Source organism: Nocardia sp. CA-290969 (assembly GCF_050936135.1).
GTDB lineage: Bacteria > Actinomycetota > Actinomycetes > Mycobacteriales > Mycobacteriaceae > Nocardia.
The window spans coordinates 566,685-589,303 of sequence record NZ_JBNJNJ010000001.1 but is presented as its reverse complement, the minus strand read 5'-3'; the positions used below and the strand labels follow the sequence as shown (position 1 = coordinate 589,303).

The following is a 22,619-nucleotide window of genomic DNA, read 5'->3' as shown; positions in this document are numbered from 1 at the left end:
TGGTGCGGTGTGTCCGGATATCCACCATCGGCAGTGCGCCGATCGGCGCCTACCTCCGCTGGCACAACCAGCACGCCCGACCCAAACGAGACTTCGCCAGTCAACTCCACAATCGCCGCCCCGATTATCTACCCAACGTTGCTTGACGAGGCACTAGCTTTCCGTCGCGGGTTACAGCACAGTTTCCGGATCGGTCTCCGGGAAGGTGACCGGGAGGGATGCCAGTGCCCGGTGGAAGGGGCCCGGGCGCCAGCTCGGTTCACCACCGGGCAAGTCCGGACTCAAATCGGGCAGCACGTCCAGCAGTTGATCAATAGTCGCCTCGGCGATCAGATAGGCCGCGGACTGCGCGGGGCAGGCCCGCTGACCGGCACCCCACGCGAGATGGGAGCGGTTGCCGGTCAGGTTCTCCGACCGGATGGCGGGATCGTTGTTGCACGCGGCCATGCTGACGAGGACCGGTTGATGCGCGGGCAGCCAGACATCGTCGACCAGCGTCGGCTGGCGAGGATAGCTGATGAGATAGTTCGCCATGGGCGGGTCATTGAACAAGACCTCGTCGAGAGCATCGCGCGTCGACAGGCTCCCGGACAGGACTGTGCCCCCGAACCTGTCGTCGGTGAGGATCAGCAGCAGGGTATTGGCGACCAAGTTCAGCTGAAGTTCGATCCCCGCACCGTAGAAGGCCACCAACTGGTGGATCAGTTCCTCCTCGCCGAGCTGGACCGGGTGGCGCAGCAGCACCGTCGCGACATCGTTGCCAGGTTCGGCCCGTTTGAGGGCTACCAGATCCTGCAACGCCGAACTGATCATCGCGTTGCCTTCTTCGGCTTCGATGCCCTCGAAAATTGCCGCGAACCCGGTGGCGACCCGGCGCCCGATCTCGGGCGGGCAGCCGACCATGGCGCAGACGACCTCGAACGTCAGCGGGAAGATGTACTGACTCATCAAATCGGCCGAACCGTCGGCACAGAAGCCTCTGATCAACGGAAGGGCGAACTTATCGACGATGTTGTACAGACCGTGCAGATCGACCTCGGCCATACTCGCCGAGGTCGCCTCGCGGTAGCGCATGAAATCCAGACCGGCGCTCTTGCTCCCGATCGGCCGCCACTCCATGAGCGGAAGTACCGGGCAGTCGGCAGGAATGTCCTTCTGCCAGACACGTGGATCGGCCGGGAAACGATCGGGATCGTTGAGAACCCGCAGCGCGGTGTGGTAGCCGATCACCAGCGTGGCCGGCACACCCGGCGCCAGTTCCACCGGTGCCATCGAGCCGAATTCCCGCCGCATTTCGCGATATGCGCGGTGCGGGTCGGCCACGAAGCCCTGCGCGTACATCGGCACCCGCTCCTCGTCGGAATCTAACGGCGAACCGTGGAAAACCGGACACGACGGGTCGTTCGTCGGTGCATTTGGGGTGCTCAAAACGGAGAAACTCCAACAGGATCGGGTGCAATGCCAGGCCGCTGCCGGTCGCACTACGGGGCTTTCACCCGGCGAGCATAACGACCGATACCGCGCATTGCCCGCCGAGTCCGGCAGCAGTACTGTCGACCGCCCTCACCGCTCGGCGACCCTTGCCCGGCACAGAGGGGGTGGCATCCGCGCAGCGGGATCCGGTCCAGATATGCGGTATCCGGCGGGGCCTGGTTCCCATACTGAGGAACCCGAGGCGGGAGCCGTATCACCACTGTTTTGGCGGAACCACGCCGGGACACCGACCGGAAGTATTCGTGCGGGAGGCGACCCCGGACGAGGAGCGCCGCTTGCAGAAGATCACCAAGACGAGCAAGCAACCGATCAGGACCCGTCGCGCCATTGTGGTGATGGCTTCGGCGCAGCATCAACCCGTCCCGGCGATAGCCCGGCTGATGCAGGTATCGGAAGCATATGTGCGCCAATTCATGATTTCAACGAACGGGGGTTCGAAGCGCTGGACCCAAAATGGAAAGGGGGCAGGCCGAGGAAACTCGACCGGGCGACGCGTGAACGCATCGCTTGCATCGCCCGGTGCTGCCCCCCGCAACCTCGGCCGCCCATCGCAGTCAACTCCACAATCCGCCGCCCCGATTACCTACCCAACGTTGCTTGACGAGGCACTAGGGGAAAGGCACCAGTTTCCTATCACTGCTGTACCTGGGACGACCCGCCTCGGTCGATAAGCCTTGATTCGGCCCCGGCGCCGGGTCGAACCATCCGGTTGGACAGCACATTACGAGTTGCCGACCGCGTCACACTCCCCGGCGCCGGGCGCGTGCCATCAAACCTGATGAGGAGGACCCGTGCGCGAACGACCACCTTTGCCCAAGCGCCCCGCGCGAAACCAGGCAATCGACGCGGCCATCCGGATGTGGCGCGACCAATACACCGTCGAGACAGCCGTGCTGGAACGAGTGGCGACAGAACTCCGGGCCACACTCGATGTCCCGGAAACCGCGGCCGACGCCGATATCGCGCGATGAGCCATTCGATCGCGTTCGGCTGGATCGACTACGACATCAGCCGCGCACCGGAATCCGACCGCGACCGGATACGCCGCCTCGCCGACCAACTCGGCTACCGACTCGTGTGGCCCTGCGAACGATCGGTGCTTCGGGTGGTCGATCAGGTACGCAATGCTGAGGCCGACCTGCTGATCCTGCCTGCACCCGGCCACCTGAGCCCCCTCGAACTCAACGAGGTCCTGGACATCGCCGACGTCGAGACCGTACTACCCCGCCTCAGCTTCGCCCGCTGGACACACCGGCAGGTGACACCATGAGCGCACTGGTGATCGCCGGTTTCGCGATCGCGATCGGACTGCCGTTGCTGGTGATCGCGGCGACGATCTGGTGGCCGTGATCGTCGCGTCGTGAACGGGCCACCGGCCGCAGCACCCAGGTTGCCGGCAGACCCACGCCACGATGCTCCGCGCCCCCCTGCCGGACCCCTGGAACATTGCAATCGGGCTACCGCGTTCATCCAGTTGGTTCCCATTTAGATCCCATTTCCTATTTCATTCCCATTTGATTACCATTTGGCTGTGGCCATCGACCTACCTGCCCTGATCGCCTCGCTGTGCTCACAGGGCGGCGACTGTACGAACATCGAGGTGAAGTCCGCGGCCGGCGGACTTCCGGACTCGTTGACCAGCACGTTGTCGGCCTTGGCGAACCTTCCGGGCGGCGGGTTGATCATCCTCGGCTTGGACGAGCGGAATGGTTTCCGGCCGACCGGATTGCCAGACCCTCAGAAGCTGAAACAGGGCCTCGCGCAGAAAGCCCGGTCGTTCACGCCACCTGTGCAGTTGACCTTCGAAGACGCCACCGCCGACGGCAAGCCCGTCGTCGCGGCGGTAGTACACGAATGCGCACCGTCGGCCAAACCCTGCCGGGTCGGCGCGACCGGCGCGGCGTACCTGCGCGGGTACGACGGAGATTTCCGGATGTCCACGCTCGAGGAACAAGCTTTTCTCGCAGCCCGGCAAGCCCCGCATTTCGATCGGACGCCCGTAACCGAGGCATCCCGGAACGACCTGGACGACACACTGGTCGAAGATTTCGCACGCACGGTGCGGTTGCGGGATCGACATGGTCTCGGCCGGTTCAGCGGTGACGAACTGCTCAGACGCGCAGGTGTGCTCACGCCTGACGGCGTCCCCACCTTGGCCGGGCTTCTGGCGCTCGGAACATATCCCCAGCAGTGGTTTCCCCAGTACGTCATCCGTGCCGCCGCAGAGCCGGGACCTACTGACCCACCGGGTACCCGCGCACGCAACCAAGTCACGCTGACCGGCCCTATTCCCCGCATGCTGGACGCGGCTCTGGAGTGGGCCGGACAGACCTTCGACACCGCCATCGTGAGCAGACCCGACGGCACCGTAGTCGACGTACCGTCCTATCCGCTGCTTGCATTCCGCGAGCTGATCGCCAACGCACTGCTGCACCGTGATTTGGACCAGTGGTCACAGGGGATGGCCGTGGAAGTACGGCTGCGCCGCGATCGACTGATCGTCACCAACCCGGGCGGCCTCTATGGGGTGACCGTCGACCGCCTCGGCAAGGACACAGTGACTTCGGCGCGAAACATGTGGCTGGTCAACATCTGCCAATACCTGCGCTCACCGGAATCGGGCAGCCGGGTTATCGAAGCACTGGCGACGGGAATACCAACCATCGCTCATGCTCTCGAAACCAACGGACTCCCACCCGCCCAATACAGTGATATGGGCATCAGGTTCACCGCCGTTCTGCGAACCACAGCCACCCCCCGAAAGGTTCCGGGCGAAGCGAAACAGCGACCGGCCGTTGCGCAGCCTGCAGTAGATCGAAGGCCCGAGGCAATGAACCCGGCCACTGCCGAGTTGACCCTTACTCAACGACGAATCGCCGAAATCCTCGCGACCGGCCCACACGATACGTCACAGCTCCAACCTTTGCTCGAGCTGACCACGTCCACGATCCGGAAAGCGCTACGCGCAATGCGGGACGCGGGTGTCGTGGTACAGATCGGTGGACGGGGCCGGCGAACAATCTACGAGCTCGCCGACCCCGACAAGTCCGGCGGTAGTCCGAGCCGTCCGGTGTGAAAAATGTGCTCACTGGATCGCCGTCGCGGTGTCCATGATTTCCGCTCTGCCCCACAAGCATCAGAAACTAACCCTTCATAGCCGCCAGCCCGCGGGCACGCCGGATCGCCACCTCGCTGGTAACACCGTTCGGGAAGCGGGATTGGCACAGCGGAAGCCGCACCAGGAATGCCCACGTGAAAGGTGTACTCGCGCAGATTCTCACCGGGACTACGTCAAGAGGGCTGGGCCGCGTGGTTTGACGTTGGCACGCTGCGCACGCTTGTGCCCGGCTCTGCACCACCATGCCTCGGCTTCGTCCCGTGCGACTCGGGAAACTATTTGCGGTGTAGGCGGAGGTTGTTGGTGAGCCGGGACCGAGGGCGCTGAACGCCCGGCTCACGTCGAATGTCTGCGCGGTAGGGTGTGATTCGTGACCACTGCGACAGAGGCGGACAGACTCTAGCCACCGGTCCCCGGTGGCTGCCCCGAGTCAGCGATATCGCGCCCTGACGGCGCGGTAATCAGTGCTGCTCCGAATTCCACCGGTTGGACCCGCTGTCGTCCGCGCGGCCATCCCCTTTTCTCGGATGTGCCGTCCGCTGCGCACTCAGTGGGAGTACCCCTATGCCCAAGTGGTTGGCGGCGCTGTTCGCCGCCTCGTTCGTGTTCTATACCGACGACTATGTGATCGCCGGTGTCCTGCCCGAGATCGCCCGCGATCTGGGCGTGAGCCAGGCCGCCACCGGTCAGCTCATCACCGTATTCGCTGTGACCGTCGCCCTGGTGGCGCCGGTCGCCGCCGTCGTCTTTGCCCGCGCGCCTCGACGCGTGCTGCTGGTGGCGAGCCTGTGCGTGTTCGTCGCTGCCAATGCGGCCGCGGCGGGTACGTCGTCGTTCACCGGGCTGTTGATCCTGCGCGTCGTGGCAGCGGCAGCCGCCGCGGTCGCGACCCCGGCGCTGTTCGCGACCGCGGTCCAGCGGGCGCCGGCCGCGAAGGTCGGCCGATATGTCGCGGTGGTGGCGCTGGGCGTCACCGGGTCGATCGCGGTCGGTGTGCCGAGCGGCACCTGGATCGGTGGCGTGTTCGGCTGGCGCGGGGTGTTCGCCACCATGGCGGTGTGCGGCCTGCTCGCCCTCGCAGGTCTGCTGATCACGGTGCCGCGCGGGATATTCGGCGGTCCCGCACCGGACTGGCGCGCCCAGGTACGCAGCCTGGGACGGCGGCCGGTGACCTTCGGTCTGCTGGCCAACATGTCGCTGATGACCGGCTCGATGATGATGCTGACCTACCTCGCGCCGTTCCTCACCGATGTCGCCGGGGCGGCCGTCGACGCCCGCGCCCTCTCCTTCGGACTGGCCGGTATCGCGGGCACCCTCGGCATGTGGGCGGGCGGCGCGATGACCGACCGGCACGGCTCGGACCGTGCCCTGCTGATCGGTATGAGCGCCATCGCCGGGTCCATGGCCGGCCTGTGGCTGCTGTGGGGCATGCGCCCGGTCCCGATGACGGCCGTGCTGCCTGTCCTCGCGGTGTGGGGTGCGGCCGCCTTCTGGAACTCACCCGCGATCCAGGCCCGGCTCGCCCTCCTGTCCGGCCCGCTCGCCCCACAGGCGCTGGCGCTCAACACCTCCGGCACGTATCTGGGTGTCTCCCTCGGCGGTCTGCTCGGCGGTCTCGCGCTGACCAGGTGGGGTTCGGGCGCACTGCCGGCGCTCGCGGTCGCCTGCACCGTTCTCGCGCTGGTGCTGCTGTCCACCGCGAGCGAACCCGCCCGCAAAACGCCGGCTCGCGAGTAGACGGCCCGGCCGCCGGTGCGGGATCCACCCGTACCGGCGGTTCAGCAGGGCCGGGGAAGCCGGCGCCACCCGCCTGGACCGCCTTCGATTCAGCGCGGATCGAGCCCGGCCATCAGCAGGTCGACCGACCGTTCGGCCAAGCCGTCGGGTATGTCGCTGTTGAACTGCGTCGCATACATGTGCACGAGCCCGCCCAGCGTCAGCATGGTCAGCCGAGGGTCCGCACCGGCGGTGACTTCGCCGCGCTCGATACCGCGACGGACGATTTCCTCGGACGCCGCGAGTCGCACGGCCCAGAATTCGCGGCGGGCCGCCTCGGCGTCGGCATCGGCTTCGGCGATGACGGTGGAGCGGATCAGTGCCGCGCCGGAGGGGGTGCGGGCGAAGCCGACGAGCGTCGTCATGAATTCGAGTAGGTCGGAGCGGACCGATCCGGTGTCGGGGATGGGGATCTGCGACTCCATGCGGGAGAGCAGTGCGTCGACCAACAGTCGGGGCAGCGTTTTCCAGCGTCGGTAGATCGAGGTCTCGTGCACGCCCGCGGTGGCGGCGATATCGGCGACGCGCACCGCCTCGATGCCGTCGGTCTCGATGTGGGTGAGGGTCGCATCCAGGACGGCGCGCCGCAGCCGCGCGCCGCGGATTTGCGGGGTGCGCTCGACAGACGGGGCCATTCGGCCATTATTGCAAGTCCTCTTGCGTTGTGGAGCGCTCCGGCTTAGCGTGGCGGGTATCGCAAGATGACTTGCGATAGATCGCAGGAGGCGCGAGATGACCGACAGCGACGTCATGGTTGTCCGCGGCATCCCATTCGCCCGGGCAGACCGGTGGGGCATGCCCGAACCGGTGCCCTACCTCGGCGGATCAGAGCGCGGGCGGCAACCGGTCACTGCGCCGCAACCGCCAGGTCGACTGGAACCGGTGATGGGCGTGCCGGTGCCGTTGCCGCAGTCGGAGGACTGTCTCGAACTGTCGGTCACGGCGCCCGCGACGACGCCGGATGCCGCCGGGCGTCCCGTGCTGGTGTGGATTCACGGTGGGGCGTATCTGGCCGGGGGCGGTGCCTGGAATCTGTACGACCCGACCGAGCTGGTCCGGGAGACCGGCATCGTCGTCGTGTCGATCAACTATCGACTCGGTGTGCTCGGCTACCTCCGGATGCCGGGCGTCGCACCGGGCAATCTCGGCCTGCTCGACCAGATCGCCGCGCTGACGTGGGTTCGCGAGCACATTCGCGAGTTCGGCGGCGATCCCACCCGGGTCACCGTCGCCGGCCAGTCCGCCGGAGCGCATTCCCTCGTCGCGATGCTCGGCATCGAATCCACCCGAGGACTGTTCCGGCGCGCCATCGTGCAGAGCGCGCCGTTCGGAATCGGATTTCAGAGTGCGACGCAAGCGAAGCGCGCGGCACAGCGTTTCCTCGCCGCGCTCGGCAGCGATCCCCGAGACGCGTCAACCGCCGAGATACTGGTCGCGCAGGCCGCGGCCGTGCGCGCGTTGTCCGGTCCGGGCGGGCTGAACTCCGCGCCGCCGTTCGCGCCGGTCGCCGATGTCGATCCGCTGCCGGACGAATTCCTGTGGCGTCGCGAGGTCGTGCGGCGAGCCGGCGGCCTGCAGGTGATCATCGGGACAACGGCCGACGAGATGGGCGCGTTCTACGGCGGCCCGCATCCGGGGTTCTCCCGGATCCGCCGACTGCCGTTCGGTCCACGGATCGTTTCCGGGCTCCAGCAGCTGGTCGGACGCAAGGCTTTCGAGGACGGCACCGCCGAATTCGCGGATCTGCTCGCCACCCACGACGCCGACGTCTACCGCTACCTGGTTCATGAACTGCATCCGAGTAACCCGTTCGGCCCCTGTCATTGCCTCGAACTGCCTCTGCTGTTCGGCGACGACAACGCCTGGCGGGATGCGGCGATGGTGCGACCGCTGTGCCGGGCCGACATTCGTGCGCTCGGCAGCGAGACCCGCAGCCGGTGGGGAACTTTCGCCCGCACCGGAGATCCGGGATGGCCGCGTTATCTGCCCGGTTCATCGACCATCCACCCGATCCCCTGAGGATGCTTGTCCGATGACGCTGTCCACAAGCGGATGACGGAGCCCTCGGCTACCACCTGCGATCGGACTACCGCTGCTGGTGACCGCGGCAGCGATTTGGCGGCTCTGATCGTCGCATCGTGAATGGGCCACCGGCAATAGCACTCGGGCGATCCCATTCGGAGAAGCTACTCACCGCCTTTCCTCCTCGGCCCGCTGCGGCAGTAGCGCACGCTCCTACAGTGCCGGCGCGGCATCGAGAACGACCACGACCTCGCTCATTCTCCGCCGCCTCCTCCACCGCCACCCCCTCCGTCACCTCCGTCACCTCCGTCACCGCCGCCCCCGCCGTCACCGCCACCTCCACCGGCCGAACCACCGTCGGAGCCGCCGTCCCCCCAGCCGCCATCGGATCCCTCCCAGCCTCCGGCGTCGTCGGCCCAGACCAGGGCGATCCCGCCGCCCGTTGCGAGCGAGGCCGCTCCCACAGCGCGGGAACGGAAGAACTGCGGCCCGGACGGGTCGGCAACGAGCACGAACTGCGGCACGATGCGACCCATGAGCCAGCACCGGTTGTTCGCCCGGTCGACCACGATGACCGCGCTGGACCGCGAGCTGCGGTCCAGGAGATACCCTTCCAGGCGGGCGGAGATGAGGGGCGGCACCGTGGCGCGGTCGCCGAGGAGGACGACGCGGGTCTCGCCGGCGAGCGCGGCGGCCAGAGCGCTGTCGGGGGCGAGCTGCTCGAGCACGCCGGGCACCGCGACCCGCAGCGGGTTCCCGGCGACGCGCGAAGCCATCCAGCTCCCATCTGCCCGGACGAAGAGCAGGTCAGGTTCGGCATCCGGATCGAAGCGGCGCAGCGCGTTCCCGCGGCGTACCCGGCGGACGATCCGCCGCGTCGCCACGACCAGGACCACGGCCGGGACCACCACCAGGAACGTGGACACCAACAGCCAGGTCAGGACACCGAACAGCACGCCCATCCATTGCTTGTCGTCGGGTGCCGCCCTACTGACCTCCGCGATCCATTCCAGTGGGCTCAAAACCCCCCAGCCGAGCTCGTTGATCATGATCCTCGTGAAGGTCAGCAGCCAGATCACGGCCGCGACGACCAGCAGCAAGGGCACCAACACGCCGAGCAGGCTCGAGCGAGCTGCTCGCGCGAGCAGTGATCGATCCACCGGGACCTCCTTGCACAACTTGTTCCCCCGAGCCCGGACCAGGCAAGCCACCACTCAGATTATCCAAGTCGATAACTTGCGCTCCCGGAGCTCGGAAGGAGGAACGTCGTCCAGCATCGGCAGCGGCCCGGCATCCAGGCACGAAGGGCCGGCCACCAATGATTGATGCCATGGCTGTCGAGGTCACCTGACTGCGTCCGGTATTGCCGATCACCGCGTCCTCTACGGCTGCTGCGTACCGCCGCCAGACCGTAGCTTCGAAAAGCTATGCCCGGCTCTCACCGCGACAGCGGTAACCACCGTTACGCCGATCAGCCCTGACGGCCCACGCCAGTGCAGCGCAGAGGCCGCCGAACATTATGCCTCCGGCCAGCAAGGTTCCCACGCCGACAATGACGGCAGCGAGCACAGGAGTGCCGAAGCCGAAGCACACGGCGCACGGACTCGACAGCATTGCCCCGATGAAGCCCCCGATCAGGGCCACGACGAGGACAGGTCGGTCTTTCACGAATCCGACTCTAATCTTCGAGAAGTCGTTCACTCCGTCCAGGAAACCTGGATCACAGACATCCGGTGTAGCGTGCCGGAGCACGATCGACGTTCGACACAGGAGGATTGGGTGCGCGTCACGTGGGAACAGGTCTTCGGCTGGCGGCTCGCCCGCCAATTCGTCGCGTCCCCCACCGCGTCGAGCGTGCCCGATCTCGTCGGACGCCTGTGCGGTGTGCAAGCGCAGGTCACCTCAGCGGCGGAAACCGCGGTCGCGCTGCGCAGCGCCGCGCCCGAGGACGGTGCCGTGGTGAGCGCGCTGTCGAACCGCACGCTGATCAAGACCTGGGCCATGCGCGGCACCCTGCACGCCATGACACCTGCGGGTGCCGCCGCCGTGCTCCCGCTCATAGCGTCCGCCCGTACCTGGGAAAAGCCGTCGTGGCAGCGCACTTTCGGCGCCACTCCCGTGGAGGTGGCCGCATTGACCGAGGCGGTGGGCGGGATACTCGGCGACGCCGAACTCACCCGCGAGGAATTGGTGGAGGCGCTGCTCGCCGACAAGGCGTTTCACAAACTGGGCAAGGAACTACGCTCGGGCTGGGGCACGCTGCTCAAGCCGCTGGCCTGGCAGGGCGCGATCTGCCACGGGCCGGCGCGCGGCAACAAGGTGACCTTCACCAGTCCCGCGCGGCTGATCCCCGAGTGGCCGGGACCGGCCGAACCGGACGTCGCAGCTCCGGCCGCCATCACCGCGTATCTCGGCGCCTACGGTCCCGCGACGCCGGAGACATTCGACGCCTGGCTGAGCCGCAACAGTCTGCGCAAGACCACCGTGCGCGGCTGGTTCGCCGAGCTGGGCGACGCGCTCACGCCGGTGGAGGTCGAGGGACGCACCGGTTACGTACTCACCGAACACGCCGACGAGCTCGCCGCCATCGAACCGGCTACCTCGGTGCACCTGCTCGGCCCCTTCGACCAGTACGTGCTGGGCCCGGGCACCGGCGACACCGAACTGCTGCCGAAGGCGCACCGCGCGTTGGTCAGCCGGGCCGCGGGCTGGATCGCACCGATCGTCGTGGTGGACGGCCGGATCGCGGGCACCTGGGAACTGGAAGGCGACGAGGTGGTCGTCAGCATGTTCGACGGTGCGCCGCTGCCGAAGGAACTCGACGCCGCAACGGACCGCGTATCCCGTGCGGCAGGGCTGGCCTCGGTGCGTGCGCGGGCGGCCTAGACGGTCAGGGTTGCCACCACTTGGATCATCCAGGTCAATAACTTGCGCTCCCCGAGCTCGGAAGGCGGAACGTCGTCCAGCATCGGCAGCGGTCCGGCATCCAGGCGCACGAAAGGCCGGCGATGGCCAGATCCGCGACCCCGGCGCTGCGGCACCGACCGCGCTCGGTCGGCGGCGTGGGTCTTTCTCGTTTCCAGGACCGTCTGGAGCCTTACCATGGCGGAATGTTCGCCGCCCTGCCCGCAACCGCCGCATGGACGCACCGCGGTGCGCGGTCGGGGTTCGAGGTCACCTACTTCGAACCCATCGGTCACGGGCACCGGATCGAGGGGTGCACAACCGCGAGCGAGGACGGCGACACCTGGTCCGTCGCTTACGACATCACCGTGGATTCCGGCTGGCAGACCCGCACCGCGCGCGTGACCTGCCGTTCCACAACCGGCCGGCACACCGTGCTGCTCGAGGCCGACGGTGCCGGACACTGGCGGGTGAACGACGAACCGGCACCCCACCTGGATGGCTGCCTCGACGTGGACCTGGAGTCCTCGGCGATGACCAACACCTTTCCCGTGCACCGCGCGGCGTTGCCGATCGGCGCACGGACGCCCGCCCCGGCGGCCTATGTGCGCGCCGGCGATCTCGCGGTCGAAAGGCTGGAGCAGGAGTATTCGCGCACATCCGACCGTGGACAGTTCCGGTGCTTCGACTACTCGGCGCCCGTCTTCGATTTCTCGTGCCGCCTGGTCTACGACGCGGCGGGCCTCGTCCTGGAGTACCCGGGGATCGCCGTGCGTGCGGTCTGACCCGCGTAGCTGAGCCGTCTCATGAGGTTGGTGCCGCCGGCCGCGCCGGTAGCTCGTCGATGTCGTGAACCAGCCGGCGGAGGAACCCCGGCCCGCGCGAGCTCGACGCCGTATCGGACATTAGGTTCAGTGGATGAGCTTCAGACTCGCGGCATACGCCGTCTGCCTCGAACAGGGCCGCGTGTTGCTCGCTCGTCATGTGGCCGGAAACGGCGAGACCACGTGGACACTTCCAGGAGGTGGGGTCCAGCATGCGGAGGATCCTTTCGATGCGGTGACCCGGGAACTCTCCGAGGAGACCGGCTATGACGGGGTCGTCGAGCGTCTGCTGGGTGTGGATTCGAGGGTGATCCCCGCCGCCGTTGCTCGTGCGGGAGTCGAGCATCAGAATGTCGGTGTCTACTACCGCGTCCGCGTCACTGGTGGCCGGCTTCGAGCCGAACCGAACGGAGAAACTGTCGAGCCGAACTGGACTCCGCTCGGCGGAGTGACCTCTCTGCGTCGGTCATCGCTTGTCGATACCGGCTTGGCTCTGGCGCGGACCGTTCCGGCAACCGGTCACATCACGCCCACTCCGGTCGGCGGCTTGATCCAGCACTGAAATACTCGCGACAGCTACGCAGCCGGCGCCGGTCGCAACTCGAGTGCGAGCGATACCCAGTGGGCGATCCTCGGTGAATGCATGGTCGACGAGAACCGGCACATCAGGTTGTCGACCGCGGAGATTCGTCTCCCTGACGGGACGTAGTTCACCCAGTACGTGGCCCGGATTCCACGTGCGCGATGACGTTGGTGCTCAACGACGACCGCGAGGTGCTCCTGGCGGTGTGTATCGGGCGCTGCTGGAGACCGCGGGTCGGTGGCCGGCCGCACGCCCGAATCGGCGGACCTTCGTTCACCGAATGGCTCGACGCCGCCTACCCGGTAAAGGAACCCGCGGCCCCGTCCGATCAGCAGTTCTGCGGAGCCCGCCAGGCGTCCTGCGCGTAGGTGGTCGAGCCGACCATGGCGCCGATCACGCCGCCGATGATCCCGAACGGGATGGCCCCGACAAAGAAAACGGGCAGACCCGCGATCGCGCCGCTCCCGGTCCCGAGCAGGGCGCCCAGGCCGGCCCGGAGTTCGATGGAGTCGCCGGGCGCCATGCACGCCGCGACGGGCGCCGCCGCCCCGGACGCCGGAGCATCGGGTGCTTGCACCGGCGCGGGAGCCGGGGCGGGCTCGGCCGCCGCGACGCCCCCTGATCCGACAATGAGCAGCCCGGCAATGACGCTGCCGAGCACGGGGCGGGTCGATATCTTCAACATATGCGCGCAGTTCCCTGATCAGTCGAAACAATTGAGCGACCTGAGTAATCAGATCTGCGACCATAATGGCGTATCGGCCGGTGTACTGCTCACTTTCGGTATCTCGGCCGGAGCAAGCCGGAAACCGTGCTCGCCGATGATCCGGCCTACCCGGCCTATCCGTCCTGCGCAGGTAGACCCCAATTTCCGTGCTCCCCCGCTCCTTCAGCTCACGCGGCGGGATCGGTCGGCATTTTCGACAGATGTCCGCCGGCAGTTCAAATTTCCACCCAGCACGGAAGCCTACGCGGCGAGAGCTTGCGAACCGCCCGGCCGGCCGGTGACATCACGGAAGCGCCGCGAAAGCCTTCTTGGTGTCGCGGTACCACCCCATCGCCTTCAACGGATGCTTCCAGCGTCCCTTCATTTCCTCATGGGCCGGCACGTGGTCTCGGTCGCCACTGCGAGCGGCTTCGCGTAGGTGCCGATCCTGTGCCTTGATGATCTCGTCCGCGGTCTCCGCGCTCAGCTCGACATCGCACGGACCACCTAATTGCCGGCAGGTCATGGTCTTCACAGTGTTCTCCTTGTGTTCGTTCGCATCGTGCTCGGCAAGCCCTGTGGTGCCGAGCTTCTCCCGGCTGATGACGATCTGTTCACCTGTGGGAACTGGTAACGAGGTCGTAGTACGGCCCGGTTATCGGCACGGTTCGTGTCGATATGTGCATCTTGCGCCGCTTCGGCACACCTGTCAACGGCACGCACCGTGCCGGTAGGCTCGGCGTATGGCCGACCCGTCCACCGCACCCCGACGCCGCGGCGCCGAACGCACCAGAGAGCTGCTCACCGTCACCCTCGAGCTGGCGACGGAGGTCGGCTATCGGGGGCTGAGCGTCGAAGCCATCGCCGCACGAGCCGGGGTCGGCAAGCACACCATCTATCGGCGCTGGTCGTCCATCGCGGAATTGCTCCTCGACGCGCTCAGCGTCGTATGGATCAGTGATCTCGACTACCGCACGTCCGGGCCCGTCCGGGCGGATCTGCGCGAGCAGTTCTTGCGTTCCAGTCAGGCACTCTCCACCCCGCCCATCGGCCCCATCTACCGGGCGGTCATCGCCGAAGCGCAGGCCGACCCCGCACTCAGGGCGACACTGCACGAACGATTCCTGGCCACGGTCGAACAACGAACCCTCGATCGGATCACCCGGGCTCAGCGCGACGGCCAGCTGGTCGCCGACGTGAACCTGGAATATGCCGCCGAGGTGCTGTGCGGAACTCTCTACTATCGCTCGCTGCTCACGACCCGCCCCGTCGACGAGAACGCGATCGATGGACTCCTCGACATGTTCATGGCCGCATACGGAGTCCACGGACCGCGCACCTGAGGCCGAGCAACGGATTTCAGGCGCGGAATACCAGCGGAACGGTAGGACCTTCCTATCACTTCCGCCCCTTTTCGCCCCCGGTAACAGTGTCGGACACTGTCTTTGCCTTCTCGTTCATGCCCGCCGTGCAGGTACGTTGACTCAGGGTAGGGTCAACTGCCGTAGATCGCAGACCGCGACCGGCAGCGGGCGTTCGGATTGCGAAAGATCCGGCCACACCGGCCGATCGCGGCGCATCGTGATCGCTACGCAAACCAAGGAGCGCCATGGAGACGATCACTGGAACCGCCGCCGGCGTCCCCTACACGGCGTTGCCACCCGACGGCAGGGTCGACGCTCCGGCGCCACTGATTGTGTCCTGGCACATGCTGGATGCACCCCGCACCGATGCAGCGTTCGCCGCAGCCCTGCCGATGGCCGGGGTGCCGGCCTGGCGGGTTCACTTGGGTATGCCGATGTGCGGCGCCCGGATGGTCGACGGCCGCGTCGACGCCGTGCTCGACCTCATCCGCCAGGACGCCTTACTCGCGTACCTCGCACCGTTCGCGCAGCAAGCCGCCGACGAGTTCCCCGCAGCCCTGGCGGCACTTCGCGATCAGCTTCCGGTCGACGAGGGGCCGGTCAGTATTCTCGGCGCCTCGCTCGGCGGCACCGCCGCGCTCCGAGTGCTGTGCACAGAGTCGATCCCGATCCGGAACGTTGCGCTCGTGAACCCGGCCGTCCGTATCCGCTCGGTGGTCCCCCTGACCGAGGGCATCGCCGGTCATCCGTACGAATGGACGGCCGAAGCCGAACGTGTCGCAGCCGGAATGGACTTCGTGGCCCGTGCCGCCGAACTCACCGTCGCGCCGCCGTTGCTGGTCGTCAGCGGGGAAGAGGATCACCCGGACCTTCGCGCCGACGCGGCTGCACTGGTCGACACCCTGAAACACCGCTACGCACAGCCGGACAACGCCGAACTGGTCTCCGTGCCGAATCTCGCGCACCCGCTCGCCGACGAACCGGGTCTCGAACCGGCGCCACAGGGCCCTGAAGCGAAGGCGGTCGACGACATCCTGACGCGGTGGTTCCGCCGGCAGCTCATCTCCTAGACGTCGCCGGTGACGGGTAGCCGGCTCAGCGCAGGACTTCGGCGATGTCTGCGGCGGCGGTCATGATGATCAGGGTCGGGACTGGTTTCGGTTTTCAGTCACCCTTCAGAACACGCTCGAGTGCCGCCCGGCCTACGGGTCCCCAGTGCGGCTTTCCGCCCGGAAGACCCTGATCTCCGTTCCGGCCCATGAGCATCAGAAACAGACTCTTCATGGCCGCCAGCCCGCGGGCCCGCCGGATCGCCGCCTCGTCCGCGTGCGCGTACCTGTCGAAGAACCGTGCGGCCGTGCCCGCGGGTAGCAGCACCCATGCGGCGGCGAGGTCCCACGCCGGGTCACCGGCGAACAGGTCGCCGAAGTCGACTATGCCCGAGAGCGTTCCGTCCGAGACGACGACGTTGGCGGGATGGAGGTCGCCGTGTACCCACACCGGTGGGCCCTGCCACGCGCCGGCGGCGACGGCATCGTCCCAGACCACCCGTACGTCGGTGGCGAGATCGGCAGGGGCGACGGCTCGGAAGAAGGCATCGAAGCCGTCCGTGCAGTCCCTGAGGTGGGTGCCGCGGCCGGTGGCGATCGGCGCCTCGGCGGGTGCGGGAACGTGGAGCGCCCGCAGGAAGGTTGCCAGCGTATCGGCCGCATGGGCGCCGCGGCTGATCGCGGCGCGGTCGAGCGGCTCGCCGGGAACCCACGTCATCACGGTCCAGTGCTTGGGGAAACGCTCGGACGGTTCACCGCATCGCACCGGGGCCGGCACCGGCAGCGGCAGGCGCGGGGCCAGCACAGGGAGCCACCGCCGCTCCTTGAACTGGAGTTCCGGCGTGGGATCCATGCGTTGCATGCGTACGGCCAACTCGTCCCCGAGACGCCACATCTGGTTGCCCCAGCCACCCGCCACCTCGCGGATGCTCAAGCCCGCGAGGTCGGGATGTTGCTCCCGCAGCAGGTCGCGCACCAGGTCTGCGGTGATCTCCAACTCGGTGCCGGTCATGCGAAGTCACTGTACTGAGGCGGTATGCGGTGGAGCCCGACTACCCGGTTGCTTGCGAGGGCCTGCGACCCGCGTCGGTGTGCGTAAATGCTAGCTATCGAATGTCTTTCGATTCCCGCGAAAGCTACTTGCTTCCCGCCGCGCCATCGCCCATTTCGCCCTGCGGGAATTGCGCAACAGCCTCATCGATGAACCCGCCGAGCTGATCGGCGGTGATCATGCCGCAGTTGACGAGCCCGGCCAGCCCTTGAAGAGTGGCGAAGAAGATCAGTGCGGTCCGCTCCGGGCTCGTGCTCCGCGGGTCGCCGGCCAGGCCGAGTTGGAACACCGGCAAAATCGGCGCAAAGGCCGTCTCGGCACTCTCGGTCACGGCGTCGCCACCCGCTCCGTGTTTGTGGGCGAACATCAGCTCGGCCAGGTTGGCCTCGGACGTGGCGAAGTCGAGGTAGGCCCGGGCGATCGAGTGGATCTGCGCGCGGTAGCCGGGCGCGGATTCGATGGCGTCCCGTAGCCGGGCGCCGAGCAGAGCGAACCCTTCTACGGCCAGTGCGTCGAGCAGCTGCTGACGGTCGGGAAAGTAGCGGCGCACAGCGGAGTGCGTAACGCCGATGGCGGCGGCCAGCTCGCGCAGCGACAGCTCCGAGGCCCCTCTGTCACGCACCACCGGCGTGGCTTGCTCCAGCACGGCCTGGCGCAGATTGCCGTGATGGTAGGGGCGGTCTGGCGTCATGCGGGCAGTTTACCAAGAATGTTTCCGTTGACCAGATTGTTTCCAGTGGGTACATTGGCCTCATGCTCACACTCACCTCCCCTTCGCAGATACCGGATCAGAGCGGTCGCACCGTCATCGTCACCGGCGCCGGTAGCGGTATCGGCCGTGCCGCGGCGGCCGCCCTGGCCGCCAAGGGCGCACGGCTCATCCTCGCTGTCCGAGACCAGGACAAGGGCCGTGCAGCCGCCGCCGAGATGAGCGGCACGGTCGAAGTCCGTCCGCTCGACCTCAGCTCCCTGGCATCGGTCCGGCAGTTCGCGGACGGCATCGACAGCACAGTGGACGTGCTCATCAACAACGCCGGCACGATGACCGACTCGCTACAGCACACCGCGGACGGTTTCGAACTCCAGTTCGGCGTCAACCACCTGGCACCCTTCGCGTTGACGAACCTGCTGCTGGACCGGATCACCGACCGCGTCGTATCCACCTCGTCGACCGCGTACCGCACCGCGCAGCTCGACTTCGACGACCCGCAATGGGCACGACGCCCCTACAAGCCGTTCGGCGCCTACGGTGCGTCGAAGTTGTCGGTCCTGCTGTTCACCGCCGAACTACAACGCCGCCTGAGCGCGGCCGGCTCGCCGGTCATCGCGACCACCGCGCACCCCGGTTGGGCCTCCACGGGCTTCCGGATCACCAGCGGCAACCGGCTCCTCGACACCCTGTCGGCCCTCGTCACGCCCGTACTCGCCCAGGGACCCGAGGCCGGTGCGCTGCCCACCCTGCTGGCGGCCGTCGGCGATATCCCGGGCGGCAGTTTCGTCGGCCCGAGCCGCTTCGGCGGTGTTCGCGGTCCGGCGGCGGTGGGCGAGATATCCCCCGTGGCCGAGGATCCGGACTCCGCCGCACGGCTCTGGGGCCTCTCCGAACACCTCACCGGCACACGCTTCCCCTTCGCCTCGACGTCGCCCGCCCCGGCAACAGACATCTCGGGAGCATGACGATGCAGCGCATCCAGTACCACCGGTACGGCGGTCCCGAGGTGTTGCGGCTGGACGACTTCGAGCCCCGCCGGCCGGGTCCGCACGAGGTGCTCGTGCGCGTGCGAGCCGCATCGGCCAACCCGATGGATTGGAAGATCCGCGGCGGCGCGATGGAAATGGTGACCGGCCGGGCCTTCCCACGTGGATTCGGCACGGACTTCGCGGGCGTGGTGGAAGCGGTCGGCACCGATGTTGCTCGACTGCGGGTGGGCGACGAGGTGCTGGGCGGCACGAGCCCCGAGGGGGCCGGGTCTTTCGCCGAGGCGGTCGTCGTCGAGGAAAACGGGGTGGTCCACAAGCCCGCGAACCTCTCGTTCGAGCAGGCCGCAGCCATCCCGACAGTCGGCATCACCGCCTATCAAGCGATAGTCCGCGAAGGCAAGCTGAACGAGGGGCAGGCTGTGTTCGTCCACGGCTGTCTCGGCGGCGTCGGCCGGGCCGCGGTCCAATTCGCGCTGTCACGAGGGGCGTCGGTGGCCGGTAGCTGCCGCCCCACAGCAATAGCGGAAGCCCGCGCCTTGGGTATCGACCCGATCGTGGGATTCGACTTCGACCCCGAGAGCTTGGCGGGACGGTTCGACCTCGTCCTCGACACCGCAGGCACGTTGCCGGCGGAGGCGACCAGAATGCTCGCCGAGCGCACCGGACACCTGATCGACATCAATCCGAGCCCGGCCAAGTTCGCCCGCAGTGCGGAACCCGGGCCGTACCGATTGATGATCGCCCAACCGTTCACCGTCGACCTCGACGCCATCGCACACGCCGCTGGACTGGGGACGCTCCACGTGCCGATCGCCCGAACAGTGCCACTGGCCGAGGCGATCCCGGCGCTCACGGAACTCGAACTCCGCCACTTCCCTCGGGGCGGCAAACTCGTTGCCGTGGCCGAGTGACCATCCCCTGCCCCCTCGAAGGCAAGGTTGCCCGGCCTTCCGGGCACGGATGTGCGGCGAGATACTCGCCTTCGAGCACGCCCTAGTCGTCGGGAGAGGCGCGGCGGTTTCGCTTGGTGATGCCGCGCCGCTTCTTCGCGGCGATACGACGTTCCTTCGCGCCGCGCGAGGGCTTGGTGGCGCGGCGAACGGGCGGCGGGGCGGCAGCGGCGGCACGGAGTAGCGCGGCCAGGCGTTCGCGGGCGGCTGCGCGGTTCTGCAGTTGTGCGCGGTGCTCCGAGGCGGCGATCGTGAGCACCCCGTCGACCAGGCGGCCGGCCAGGCGATCGAGCATCCGGGTGCGCAGCCACTCCGGCACGGAGGGCGAATCGGCGAGGTCGAACGACAGCTCGACCCGGCTGTCGGTGGTGTTGACGTGCTGCCCGCCCGGGCCGGACGAGCGGGAGAACCGCTCGCGTAACTCGGAAGCGGGTATCACCAGCGTCCGAGTCACGGTCAGGTCTTCTGCCACGATCCGACGCCACCTTTCCGATTCGCGAGCCCACTATCCCGAGCGGCTGAACGGTGACCTTGTCGTTCACGATAGCGACGACCTTGTCCACGGGTAACAAGCAGCACGCGGTCGTCGCGTTCGCACCGATGTCGCCGACGCAGACTTGCACACTTCGAAGGCGCCATCGGTTGATCCGGGATCGACAGCAGTTGCGCCGCTGTCCGGTGTGGAGCTCAGCTTCCGAAGATCTGCACGGCCGGCCGCAGCGGGTCGTAAGTGGCCCACCCTGGGGCTCCGGTTTCGGCGAATGCGACCCAGGCCGCGTGCATCCGAGTCGCGAGACCGGCCGGGGCGGGGCCCGGACCGAGCAGGCCGGTGTCTCCGTGCAGCCATGGCTTGTCGGCGATGTCGAACACGAAGGGCAGTTCGACGGTGTGGGCGGCGCCGAGTCGCCCGTCGAGGGCCGTCGAACGGTGCCCGAATGAGTAGAGGTGGGTGCGGCCACCCGAGATTCGCGCGTGCGCCTGCGCCATCCGTGCCGTGCCTTCCTCGAACAGAGCGTGCCCGAGAACCGAGGAGCGCAGCTCGCCCGGTGTCGCACCCGGTCGGGCCGCGTGGAGCGCGGCGATTGCGACCTCCGGGTCCGCGTACACGCGGGCGGCGACGGCGAATAGATCTGCCTCGGTGGAGGACTCGAGGTTGCCCGCCGGTACGAGGTAGAGGTGCCCCTCCTCGGTGTTGGTGCCTATCAAGAGGTCGACGTCGGCGGCCGGGCCGGCGGCGAGACCGTCGGCGGGCTGGACCGGGAGTACCAGGCCGAACGGGCTCAGACCGACCAGCGGATCCGTGGCGTTGTCGGTGCGCAGGTCCAGGCCGGTCAGTGCCGGCAGAATCGCCAGGAAACGCTCGTCCGTGATCGCGCCGAATGCCTCGACGGTCGGTTCGACACCCAGCGCCGCGGCCGCCGCGGTGGTGACCCGGTGCGCTTGCTCGGGAGTGAAAGCGCCGGTGCCGCTGCCACTTTGCATGATCGCCCGCCGGAAAAGGCCCTTGGCCTCCGGTGTCGCGAGCAGCGCGCCGACGATCGTGGCGCCTGCGGACTGGCCGAAGATCGTGACGTTGTCCGGGTCGCCGCCGAATACGGCAACCGTGTCGCGCACCCAGGCGAGTGCGGCGAGCACGTCGAGTAGTCCGCGGTTGGCCGGAGCGCCTTCCAGGTCGAGGAAACCGGGGATCCCGAGGCGATAGTTCACCGTCACCACGACGACGCCGTCGCGGGCGAAGGCACTGCCGTCGTAGAGCGCGGCGCGGGTCGAGCCGGTGACGAATCCGCCGCCGTGCACGAACACCATGACGGGGCGTTTGCGGCCGTCGGCAGCAGGCGTGCGGATGTCGACGGTCAGGTACTCCGCGCCGCGCACCCAGCCCGGCCCGAAGTAGGGAGTCATCTCGAGTCGCCCGAAGTCGCGGGCCGGCTGCGGGGCGGTCGGCGACGGCTGCGTACCGTCACGGACACCGGACCAACCCGGGTGCGGGGCGGGTGGTGCGAAACGGCCGGGACCGGTCGGGGCCGCCGCGTAAGGGATGGCGCGGTAGAGCTCGCCGGACCCGTCGCGGAGGCCCTGCACAGCGCCCATCGGAGTTTCGGCAACCGGAATTGTGTACTGGGCCACGGGTAACCTTCCTTTCCGGAATCAGGAGATTCGGGCGAAACCCGCCCAGCCCTTGATCGCGAACCTCGACCCGCTGCGCTCGATCTCCACCGCGCCGTGGCCGCCGAAATGGGCCGGGAAGACAAGCGCGTTGGTTTCGGCGGCGGACCCGAGCAGCTTGTGCCGGGTGGCCCGGGACTCGGCCGGATCCTCACAGAAGCAGGAGTTGGTCTCCGGCTCCACGATCTGCAGCGCAGTGTGCACCAGATCCCCGACGAACAAGGCTCGATCGCCGCCGGACTGCAAGGTGAGCACAGACGAGCCGGGCGTGTGACCGGGAGCCGGGTCGAGCCGCAAGTTCTTGTCGATCCGGTACGACCCGTCCCACAGGTGGGCCAGCCCCGCCTGCTGGACCGGCGCCACGCTGTCCTCGAAAACGTTCTGGTTGCCGCGGCCGAGCACGCTGTCGTAGCCGTTGGCCGGGTCCCAGAACTCGAAGTCCGGCCGGGGCATCAGGTAGGTGGCGTTCGGGAAGGTCGGCACCCAGGTGCGGCCGTCGAGCCGGGTGTTCCAGCCGACATGGTCGATGTGCAGGTGGGTGTTGACCACGATGTCGACATCCTCGGGCCGCACCCCGGCCGCCGCGAGATTGTCGAGATAATTCGTGTCCAGGCGGCTCCACACCGGCGCGTAGGGCCGATCCTTGTGGTTGCCCACACCCGTATCGATGAGGATCGTGCGCCCCTCGCTGCGCAGCAGCCAGGACTGAACCGCGGAGTGACACTCATCCGTCTCCGGGTTCCAGAAGTCCGGCGCCAAGTGGTCGCGGTGTTCGTCCCACGCGCCGTCGGGGCTGTCCGGGAAGAACCGGTCCGGGGTCATCTCGACCGACCCGTAGTACTCCTTGATGCGGGTGACGGTGACGTCACCCAGCGTGATCTCGTCCAGGATTTGCTCCATGAGGGCGAGTC

The 22,619-nt window shown here is 67.6% G+C and carries 23 protein-coding genes; 12 read left to right on the top strand and 11 right to left on the bottom strand.

The window, feature by feature from the left end:
* Window positions 1-171: 171 nt before the first annotated feature.
* Window positions 172-1,428 (bottom strand): cytochrome P450, encoded by a 1,257-nt coding sequence (locus tag ACQEVO_RS02775; protein WP_432908567.1) that lies wholly within the window; start codon window positions 1,426-1,428, stop codon window positions 172-174.
* A gap of 857 nt (window positions 1,429-2,285) precedes the next feature.
* Between ACQEVO_RS02775 and ACQEVO_RS02770 the strand changes: the two genes are divergently transcribed.
* Window positions 2,286-2,465: a hypothetical protein gene (locus tag ACQEVO_RS02770; protein WP_432908565.1), complete on the top strand. Its 180-nt coding sequence runs from the start codon at window positions 2,286-2,288 to the stop codon at window positions 2,463-2,465.
* Window positions 2,462-2,764, top strand: coding sequence for a hypothetical protein (locus tag ACQEVO_RS02765; RefSeq protein ID WP_432908563.1), 303 nt, complete (start codon window positions 2,462-2,464; stop codon window positions 2,762-2,764). The genes ACQEVO_RS02770 and ACQEVO_RS02765 overlap by 4 nt, the downstream gene beginning before the upstream one ends.
* Here the strand turns inward: ACQEVO_RS02765 and ACQEVO_RS02760 are convergent.
* Window positions 2,724-2,900, bottom strand: a complete 177-nt coding sequence (locus ACQEVO_RS02760) for a hypothetical protein (RefSeq protein ID WP_432908561.1) — start codon at window positions 2,898-2,900, stop codon at window positions 2,724-2,726. The two genes, ACQEVO_RS02765 and ACQEVO_RS02760, sit on opposite strands and share 41 nt — an antisense overlap.
* A 125-nt stretch (window positions 2,901-3,025) precedes the next feature.
* Between ACQEVO_RS02760 and ACQEVO_RS02755 the strand changes: the two genes are divergently transcribed.
* Together ACQEVO_RS02755 and ACQEVO_RS02750 are read left to right on the top strand one after the other, a co-directional pair.
* Window positions 3,026-4,570 (top strand): ATP-binding protein, encoded by a 1,545-nt coding sequence (locus ACQEVO_RS02755; protein WP_432908559.1) that lies wholly within the window; start codon window positions 3,026-3,028, stop codon window positions 4,568-4,570.
* Between the two features lie 606 nt (window positions 4,571-5,176).
* Window positions 5,177-6,349, top strand: coding sequence for an MFS transporter (locus tag ACQEVO_RS02750; RefSeq protein WP_432908558.1), 1,173 nt, complete (start codon window positions 5,177-5,179; stop codon window positions 6,347-6,349).
* Between the two features lie 89 nt (window positions 6,350-6,438).
* Here ACQEVO_RS02750 and ACQEVO_RS02745 read toward each other — a convergent pair whose 3' ends face one another.
* On the bottom strand, window positions 6,439-7,023 hold the full coding sequence (locus ACQEVO_RS02745; protein ID WP_432908556.1) for a TetR/AcrR family transcriptional regulator C-terminal ligand-binding domain-containing protein: 585 nt from the start codon (window positions 7,021-7,023) through the stop codon (window positions 6,439-6,441).
* A 97-nt stretch (window positions 7,024-7,120) separates the two neighbouring features.
* Between ACQEVO_RS02745 and ACQEVO_RS02740 the strand changes: the two genes are divergently transcribed.
* Entirely contained in the window at window positions 7,121-8,407 is a 1,287-nt protein-coding gene (locus ACQEVO_RS02740; RefSeq protein WP_432908554.1) for a carboxylesterase family protein, read from the top strand.
* A 257-nt stretch (window positions 8,408-8,664) separates the two neighbouring features.
* Here ACQEVO_RS02740 and ACQEVO_RS02735 read toward each other — a convergent pair whose 3' ends face one another.
* On the bottom strand, window positions 8,665-9,570 hold the full coding sequence (locus tag ACQEVO_RS02735; protein ID WP_432908552.1) for a hypothetical protein: 906 nt from the start codon (window positions 9,568-9,570) through the stop codon (window positions 8,665-8,667).
* A 619-nt stretch (window positions 9,571-10,189) separates the two neighbouring features.
* Between ACQEVO_RS02735 and ACQEVO_RS02730 the strand changes: the two genes are divergently transcribed.
* The 3 genes from ACQEVO_RS02730 to ACQEVO_RS02720 all read left to right on the top strand — a co-directional run bounded on the left by ACQEVO_RS02730 (window position 10,190) and on the right by ACQEVO_RS02720 (window position 12,700).
* Entirely contained in the window at window positions 10,190-11,296 is a 1,107-nt protein-coding gene (locus ACQEVO_RS02730) for a winged helix DNA-binding domain-containing protein (RefSeq protein WP_432908551.1), read from the top strand.
* A 224-nt stretch (window positions 11,297-11,520) separates the two neighbouring features.
* Window positions 11,521-12,099, top strand: coding sequence for a putative glycolipid-binding domain-containing protein (locus tag ACQEVO_RS02725; RefSeq protein WP_432908549.1), 579 nt, complete (start codon window positions 11,521-11,523; stop codon window positions 12,097-12,099).
* 133 nt (window positions 12,100-12,232) lie between these two features.
* Window positions 12,233-12,700, top strand: a complete 468-nt coding sequence (locus ACQEVO_RS02720; RefSeq protein WP_432908547.1) for an NUDIX hydrolase — start codon at window positions 12,233-12,235, stop codon at window positions 12,698-12,700.
* Between the two features lie 349 nt (window positions 12,701-13,049).
* Here ACQEVO_RS02720 and ACQEVO_RS02715 read toward each other — a convergent pair whose 3' ends face one another.
* Both ACQEVO_RS02715 and ACQEVO_RS02710 read right to left on the bottom strand, forming a co-directional pair.
* Window positions 13,050-13,406, bottom strand: a complete 357-nt coding sequence (locus ACQEVO_RS02715) for a hypothetical protein (RefSeq protein WP_432908545.1) — start codon at window positions 13,404-13,406, stop codon at window positions 13,050-13,052.
* Between the two features lie 325 nt (window positions 13,407-13,731).
* Window positions 13,732-13,953, bottom strand: a complete 222-nt coding sequence (locus tag ACQEVO_RS02710; RefSeq protein WP_432922288.1) for a hypothetical protein — start codon at window positions 13,951-13,953, stop codon at window positions 13,732-13,734.
* Window positions 13,954-14,170: 217 nt separating this feature from the next.
* Between ACQEVO_RS02710 and ACQEVO_RS02705 the strand changes: the two genes are divergently transcribed.
* Entirely contained in the window at window positions 14,171-14,770 is a 600-nt protein-coding gene (locus ACQEVO_RS02705) for a TetR/AcrR family transcriptional regulator (protein ID WP_432908543.1), read from the top strand.
* 266 nt (window positions 14,771-15,036) lie between these two features.
* Window positions 15,037-15,861: an alpha/beta hydrolase family protein gene (locus tag ACQEVO_RS02700; RefSeq protein WP_432908541.1), complete on the top strand. Its 825-nt coding sequence runs from the start codon at window positions 15,037-15,039 to the stop codon at window positions 15,859-15,861.
* A 94-nt stretch (window positions 15,862-15,955) separates the two neighbouring features.
* Here ACQEVO_RS02700 and ACQEVO_RS02695 read toward each other — a convergent pair whose 3' ends face one another.
* Both ACQEVO_RS02695 and ACQEVO_RS02690 read right to left on the bottom strand, forming a co-directional pair.
* Window positions 15,956-16,852, bottom strand: a complete 897-nt coding sequence (locus ACQEVO_RS02695; protein WP_432908539.1) for an aminoglycoside phosphotransferase family protein — start codon at window positions 16,850-16,852, stop codon at window positions 15,956-15,958.
* Between the two features lie 124 nt (window positions 16,853-16,976).
* A complete protein-coding gene (locus ACQEVO_RS02690) occupies window positions 16,977-17,582 on the bottom strand; it encodes a TetR/AcrR family transcriptional regulator (protein ID WP_432908537.1) in 606 nt (201 codons plus the stop codon).
* Window positions 17,583-17,644: 62 nt separating this feature from the next.
* On the opposite strand from ACQEVO_RS02690, the gene ACQEVO_RS02685 reads away from it, so the two are divergent.
* Window positions 17,645-18,568 carry an oxidoreductase gene (locus ACQEVO_RS02685; protein ID WP_432908536.1) on the top strand — a complete coding sequence of 308 codons (924 nt, stop codon included), beginning with the start codon at window positions 17,645-17,647 and terminating at the stop codon, window positions 18,566-18,568.
* Complete coding sequence (locus ACQEVO_RS02680; protein ID WP_432908534.1) at window positions 18,565-19,503, top strand: NADP-dependent oxidoreductase; 939 nt, start codon at window positions 18,565-18,567, stop codon at window positions 19,501-19,503. Before ACQEVO_RS02685 ends, ACQEVO_RS02680 begins: the two co-directional genes overlap by 4 nt.
* 82 nt (window positions 19,504-19,585) lie before the next feature.
* On the opposite strand, the gene arfB is transcribed toward ACQEVO_RS02680, so the two are convergent.
* From arfB to ACQEVO_RS02665, 3 genes are all read right to left on the bottom strand, one after another.
* The gene (arfB, locus tag ACQEVO_RS02675) at window positions 19,586-20,014 is read right to left on the bottom strand and encodes an alternative ribosome rescue aminoacyl-tRNA hydrolase ArfB (RefSeq protein ID WP_432908533.1); all 429 of its coding nucleotides are present in this window, start codon (window positions 20,012-20,014) and stop codon (window positions 19,586-19,588) included.
* Between the two features lie 215 nt (window positions 20,015-20,229).
* Entirely contained in the window at window positions 20,230-21,669 is a 1,440-nt protein-coding gene (locus ACQEVO_RS02670) for a carboxylesterase/lipase family protein (RefSeq protein ID WP_432908531.1), read from the bottom strand.
* 21 nt (window positions 21,670-21,690) lie between these two features.
* Window positions 21,691-22,608 carry an MBL fold metallo-hydrolase gene (locus tag ACQEVO_RS02665; protein WP_432908529.1) on the bottom strand — a complete coding sequence of 306 codons (918 nt, stop codon included), beginning with the start codon at window positions 22,606-22,608 and terminating at the stop codon, window positions 21,691-21,693.
* Between the last annotated feature and the right edge of the window lie 11 nt (window positions 22,609-22,619).

Excerpts from the sequence above, each read along its gene's own strand:
- ACQEVO_RS02765 (WP_432908563.1), top strand. The coding sequence starts at position 2,462 with ATGAGCCATTCGATCGCGTTCGGCTGGATCGACTACGACATCAGCCGC.
- ACQEVO_RS02750 (WP_432908558.1), top strand. The coding sequence starts at position 5,177 with ATGCCCAAGTGGTTGGCGGCGCTGTTCGCCGCCTCGTTCGTGTTCTAT.
- ACQEVO_RS02745 (WP_432908556.1), bottom strand. The coding sequence starts at position 7,023 with ATGGCCCCGTCTGTCGAGCGCACCCCGCAAATCCGCGGCGCGCGGCTG.
- ACQEVO_RS02740 (WP_432908554.1), top strand. The coding sequence starts at position 7,121 with ATGACCGACAGCGACGTCATGGTTGTCCGCGGCATCCCATTCGCCCGG.
- ACQEVO_RS02725 (WP_432908549.1), top strand. The coding sequence starts at position 11,521 with ATGTTCGCCGCCCTGCCCGCAACCGCCGCATGGACGCACCGCGGTGCG.
- ACQEVO_RS02720 (WP_432908547.1), top strand. The coding sequence starts at position 12,233 with ATGAGCTTCAGACTCGCGGCATACGCCGTCTGCCTCGAACAGGGCCGC.
- ACQEVO_RS02715 (WP_432908545.1), bottom strand. The coding sequence starts at position 13,406 with ATGTTGAAGATATCGACCCGCCCCGTGCTCGGCAGCGTCATTGCCGGG.
- ACQEVO_RS02710 (WP_432922288.1), bottom strand. The coding sequence starts at position 13,953 with ATGACCTGCCGGCAATTAGGTGGTCCGTGCGATGTCGAGCTGAGCGCG.
- ACQEVO_RS02705 (WP_432908543.1), top strand. The coding sequence starts at position 14,171 with ATGGCCGACCCGTCCACCGCACCCCGACGCCGCGGCGCCGAACGCACC.
- ACQEVO_RS02700 (WP_432908541.1), top strand. The coding sequence starts at position 15,037 with ATGGAGACGATCACTGGAACCGCCGCCGGCGTCCCCTACACGGCGTTG.
- ACQEVO_RS02695 (WP_432908539.1), bottom strand. The coding sequence starts at position 16,852 with ATGACCGGCACCGAGTTGGAGATCACCGCAGACCTGGTGCGCGACCTG.
- ACQEVO_RS02690 (WP_432908537.1), bottom strand. The coding sequence starts at position 17,582 with ATGACGCCAGACCGCCCCTACCATCACGGCAATCTGCGCCAGGCCGTG.
- ACQEVO_RS02685 (WP_432908536.1), top strand. The coding sequence starts at position 17,645 with ATGCTCACACTCACCTCCCCTTCGCAGATACCGGATCAGAGCGGTCGC.
- ACQEVO_RS02680 (WP_432908534.1), top strand. The coding sequence starts at position 18,565 with ATGACGATGCAGCGCATCCAGTACCACCGGTACGGCGGTCCCGAGGTG.
- ACQEVO_RS02665 (WP_432908529.1), bottom strand. The coding sequence starts at position 22,608 with ATGGAGCAAATCCTGGACGAGATCACGCTGGGTGACGTCACCGTCACC.